Genomic DNA, 4,855 nt, shown 5'->3' with positions numbered 1-4,855 from the left:
CCTCAGACAGCGAAGCCAGTCGCTTTTCCATCGCTTTGATTTCGTCTGGCGATTTACCGGATTGAGTTTTGGCCTGGCCCTGGATCCACTTATGAACTGTTGAATAGCCAATGCCATATTCTCTGGCCAGTTGGGCAGCTGATTCACCTTGCTTATATAGGTTGATAATGTTTTGTTTAAATTCTTTGTCGTAACGAGTTGGCATGTAAAAATTCCTTCCTTTTGAGAGACGATTTATTCATTATACCCTCTCTTAAAAGTTGTCTCAGGAATCAGCTTACATCCATGATTGTCGCATGACACTTGACAAGACACAAATTAAAATTAAAAGATGAATCGATTTATTATCCTGTTATTTCAAACAGAACCCTTGTTGATGCAAGGCATCGAGTAGTTCGCTGCGCTTTTTCGGCGTATGGGCGGCACCGTTAGCTAACAAATGGGAGAAGGTTTCTTCGCGCTGATTGGTATCGCGGGTCGCATAGTAATGCTGAATCACGTGGTCGTAATCTGTTAGTTGCGTTTTCCAGTCGTCAGGTAAGTGATAAGTATTGTCGAAGCTCATTAAGCTTTGCGGCATGCGCGGCTTGAAGTTTGGTTTTTGATCGGGATAGCCGACAATCACGCCACAAATCGGGAAGGTGAGGTTCGGTAGGTGAAGCAGGGAGATCAATTGTTTTGGATCATTGAGGATACTGCCTAAAATCACGGTTCCTAACCCTTGATTTTCAGCGGCATCGACGAGGTTTTCTGCCGCCAATAAAGTATCCGATGCGGCTTGGATAAATTTATCCGTTGAGCTGAGTTGGTTAGGGTGGTCGGCGCATAGGTCTGCGCGGTATTGATCCGCCACGAAAATTAATAATTCACCATTGCCATTGACATAAGTTTGGTGGCTGATGGCGGCGATTTGTGAACGCAGTGCGGAATCGGTGATATGAATAATGCTAAAAGACTGCAAGAAATGTGAGGTTGCAGTATGTTGGGCCACAGTGATCAGGCGGTTCAAGCATTGCGGGTCAACTTGTTGCGTGGAAAATTTGCGAATGGTTCGATGATCTAAAAACATGTAATCGCCTCCAAAATAATTATAGTCGAAGTTTTAGCTAATGTAAGGAAAGAATTCGTGGTCTTGCAATACCGTCGTCAGCAAGGTAAGCTCAAGGCAAATTCAAGGAGGCCCAATGCCATGGCGATCACCATCACTCGTGTTACTGAGGCAAATGCTGAAGATTTATTATCCCAAATTGCAAGAACAAGTTAGCCGGGGTGTTGAGACACTCCCAAGAACAGCCTGTTATCTTATGAGTGGTTCATTGTTTAGCTTACGTGTTGTGCTGAACGCCGAGTCCGGCGCACTTCGGTCTCAAAACACTCCTGGGGGCTACGGTAGTCTAGCTTTCTCCGGGGAAGCCCGTTAAGACGGTCTTGGGTAGCCAGCACCTGGCTGGGACTAACATCATCCAGCGACTCGCCTTTTGGGTAGTCACGTCTAATCATGCGATTGTGGGCCTCGTTGGAGCCGCGATCGCATGAGGTGTATGAATGCGCGTAGAAGATGTCTGTATCTGTGTCCTCAAAGGCCTTATTCAGAGTCGAGAACTCCGGGCCATTGTCTGCGGTAATCGTGCGCAGACAGTCACCCCACTCAAGCTTGATTTCTCGTAACGCAAACTCCACAGAGTCCGAGTCTCGGCCGTCGATCAGTCGGAGAAGTTGGCAACGAGTCTTCCGCTCAATCAGGCTAAGGATGACGCTCTCACGGCCATTGCGTTTCCCGACAACGGTATCCATCTCCCAATGTCCGAACTGCTTGCGGCGTTCGACAGCCTTAGGACGCTTCTCAATACTGCGGCCGGCTAGGCGCTTATGCTTAGTGCTCTTGTGTTGCTTGGTCCGCCGATTTGCCTTCTCCACGAAATCGATGTTCCGAATTTCTAAGCGTTGATCATCGATGTAGCGATATAAAGTGGTTGTGCACACCATCTCCTCAGGGGTGAATAGCTTGGCTCGCCGTGCGGCGCCAACGGCTGCATCAGGCGACCAGTGTTCAGTCTTGGCCTGATTAACATACCAGGCCAGGAAGTGGCTTGTAGCGGCGAATTTATCCGGCCTATGACAATTCAGACGTGCGGTCTCATAGCGCGTCTGAGCAGCTTCAGGACTATATTCCGTATGATAGATTAGTTTGCCATTAATGCGCTTAGCCTGCTTGACAGTCCCTCGGTCAATCTCATTATTGATGGTTTGATGGCAGACGCCAATTTTGGCAGCAATTGCACGATTGGAATAGCCTTGGCTGTGTAGCGTAGCAATTCTGCCTCGTTCAAACGAAGTTAGGTGCTGACCTTTTTTTCTGACTGTGGTATTCTGTTCTTGCATCAAGACAATAACCTCTTTCATTGTTTGTGTAGGAACATCAATGATAACAGAGATTTGTCTTGGTGTTTTTTATTTTATCAATTAGCTAAAAGTATTTGGCTAACTTGATTATAAAACGCGCGAATAATTTAAAATATCCTTTTCATGATCTTTCACCTGTCTTAGATTTTAGAAGTATCACTTGGTTTCTCAATCAACTTAAACCGTCGCTGTTGCGTGCGTTTACTAATCCCCGTCTTTCGTTCAATCATCTTATAAGTCATCCCCTGTTGTCGTAACTCATAAGCAAATCTGATCTGTTCATCAGAATAAGTTTTCGGTCGTCCTTCCCGAAACAACGGATCATGTTGCTTGGCATACAATTTACCTTCTTGTGTGCGCGTGACAATCATGTCGCGTTCAAACTGCGCAAAGGCGCTAAATATTGTAAAGACTAATTGGCCAGTCGGCGTATTATCAATTAATCCCATGTTCAAAATATTAACTTTGACATTTTCTTTAAACAACTCTTGGATAATGGCTAATGCCTCGCGCGTGTTCCGTGCAAACCGATCCAACTTAGTTACAATCAAAGTATCGCCTGTTTTTAGAACTCGCAACAATTTTTGAAACTCCGGTCGTTCAGTAGTTGTGCCAGTAAACTTTTCTTGAAAGATTTTTTCTGCTCCTGCCAATTTTAGTAACTCAATTTGATTTGCTAATTTTTGATCAGTGGTACTGACCCGCGCATAGCCATATTTCATCTTTTTATCTCCTTACTTATGTCATTAAGTAGTGACACGGTTCTAACCCTTTAATTATACAGTATCAAAAAAGAGGCCACAACTGTTAAGTTATGGCCTGATTTCACTCTATCTAAACACTTTACTCATTATATATAAAAAACGTCAAGAAAAATTTTTATCTAATCCCTTTTAACAGGGGAACGCTTAGCCACTTGTAGTGCCTGATTGATTACTTGGTTATACAAAATGATTATTGTCACAGGCAAAAAATAATCTTAATGTTTAAATTTGCTTCACTTCAATAAAAGACCGGCCTGCTCAAACCCAAGGGTTTTAACGGACCGATCTTTATTTACATTAAGGCATCTTTACTTACTTTGAAAAACTTTTAATTTATCTTAGCCAGTTGTTGTGACAAAGTTTCCACTTGTTTAGTCAACTTCTCCAAATCGTGACTTTGGTTGAAAGTTTTTAAATTTTCTTGCACTTTCCGAACGCTCCTTTGGACAGTTTTTTGACCATTAGTAGTCAAGGTTAGCCGCACAATTCGTCGATCAGTTTGATTTACTTGTGATTGAATTAAATTATCTTGAATCAGTCGCCAAGTGTTTCTGGAAATTAGTGTTCGCGTAACCATGAACGCATCAGCTAATTCACTAGCAGTGGCTTGTCCGTGTTGTTCAAGATAGACTAATATTCCCCACTCACGCATTGAGAAACCAGTTGTGGCCAGCCCTTGCATCAACATCTGGTATGCCTGTTTCTGAATATCTTGTAGGGTTGCTAAGCTCCCAAACTGGATCTTAGTTTGGGAGCTTAGCATATAATATCATCCTATTCTTTGCGCTGCCGCTTAGTCATTCTGAAGAGTCCTAACAAACTACTCATGGCTAATAGTAATAAGCCACTCAGCGTCATGTGTTGTTGATCAGTTTCATCAGTTTGAGGCAACCGTTGATTCACAAAATTAGTAGCCGCTGCTTGACCAGCCTGAACCGGCTTTGTTGGCGTCGTTGGTTGACTTGAGTTAACCGGCTTTGTTGGCGTCGTTGGTTGACTTGGGTTAACCGGCTTTGTTGGCGTCGTTGGTTGACTTGGGTTAACCGGTTTTGCTGGCGTCGTTGGTTGACTTGGATTAACTGGTTTTGTTGGCGCATCCTTGGTATAAACCACCGTGAAGTCAAGATCACTAGCGTCACCACTCACAGTTTGTGCCCCAATTTCAGCTTGATCTGGCGTATAACCCTTAATAACTGGGCTAGTCACTGCCGCAAAGCTTTGATCAGCTGACCAAGACCCATAGGTCTTTTCATCTGTAACCGCATCAGTTGAGACTTGACGCGTAAAGGTCACTTGAGCGGTGTTATCAGCAGGAGTTTGATTACCAGCGCCTTGATAATGAATAGTTTCTGTAACGGTTTTGGCCTCTGTAGACTGAATGTTTTGATGCTTCAAGTGAACCGTGAAATTCTGATCAGTTGTGTCATCATTGTCGAACGTCAAATCTGCTGGATAGCCATCGGTGACCAACTCATACCCTTGTTTCTTATAATCGGCAATGCTACCGCTGGTACTATAGCTGGATTTTGAACCCGTTGTTCCTGAGATTGAGTCCGTCTTTAAAGTTTTTCCAGTCGTATCATCAACGTAGCTGACACTACCTTTTTGCTGATCTGCTGTATAGGTGATCGTTGTATCTTTCGTTGGATCACTTGGCTGATAACTGCTACCTGGTGTCAAAACATGAC

At 43.9% G+C, this 4,855-nt stretch carries 6 protein-coding genes; all 6 read right to left on the bottom strand.

What is annotated here, in order from left to right:
- Nucleotides 1-205, bottom strand: a 205-nt coding sequence (locus ACYVR3_RS15940) for a transposase (RefSeq protein WP_143443851.1), incomplete at its 3' end; no start/stop codon positions are given.
- Nucleotides 206-352: 147 nt separating this feature from the next.
- A complete protein-coding gene (locus tag ACYVR3_RS15935; protein ID WP_461244997.1) occupies nt 353-1,069 on the bottom strand; it encodes a nitroreductase family protein in 717 nt (238 codons plus the stop codon).
- A 251-nt stretch (nt 1,070-1,320) separates the two neighbouring features.
- On the bottom strand, nt 1,321-2,382 hold the full coding sequence (locus ACYVR3_RS15930) for an IS30 family transposase (RefSeq protein ID WP_461244998.1): 1,062 nt from the start codon (nt 2,380-2,382) through the stop codon (nt 1,321-1,323).
- A 161-nt stretch (nt 2,383-2,543) separates the two neighbouring features.
- Nucleotides 2,544-3,125 (bottom strand): recombinase family protein, encoded by a 582-nt coding sequence (locus ACYVR3_RS15925; protein WP_149029917.1) that lies wholly within the window; start codon nt 3,123-3,125, stop codon nt 2,544-2,546.
- A gap of 370 nt (nt 3,126-3,495) precedes the next feature.
- Complete coding sequence (locus ACYVR3_RS15920; protein ID WP_461244996.1) at nt 3,496-3,930, bottom strand: MarR family winged helix-turn-helix transcriptional regulator; 435 nt, start codon at nt 3,928-3,930, stop codon at nt 3,496-3,498.
- Between the two features lie 11 nt (nt 3,931-3,941).
- Nucleotides 3,942-4,855, bottom strand: a 914-nt coding sequence (locus ACYVR3_RS15915; protein ID WP_461244995.1) for a mucin-binding protein, incomplete at its 5' end; no start/stop codon positions are given.

The organism is Secundilactobacillus muriivasis (genome assembly GCF_054785195.1).
Note: the sequence above shows the minus strand (reverse complement) of the source record. Positions and strands in the feature narration are given on the sequence as shown.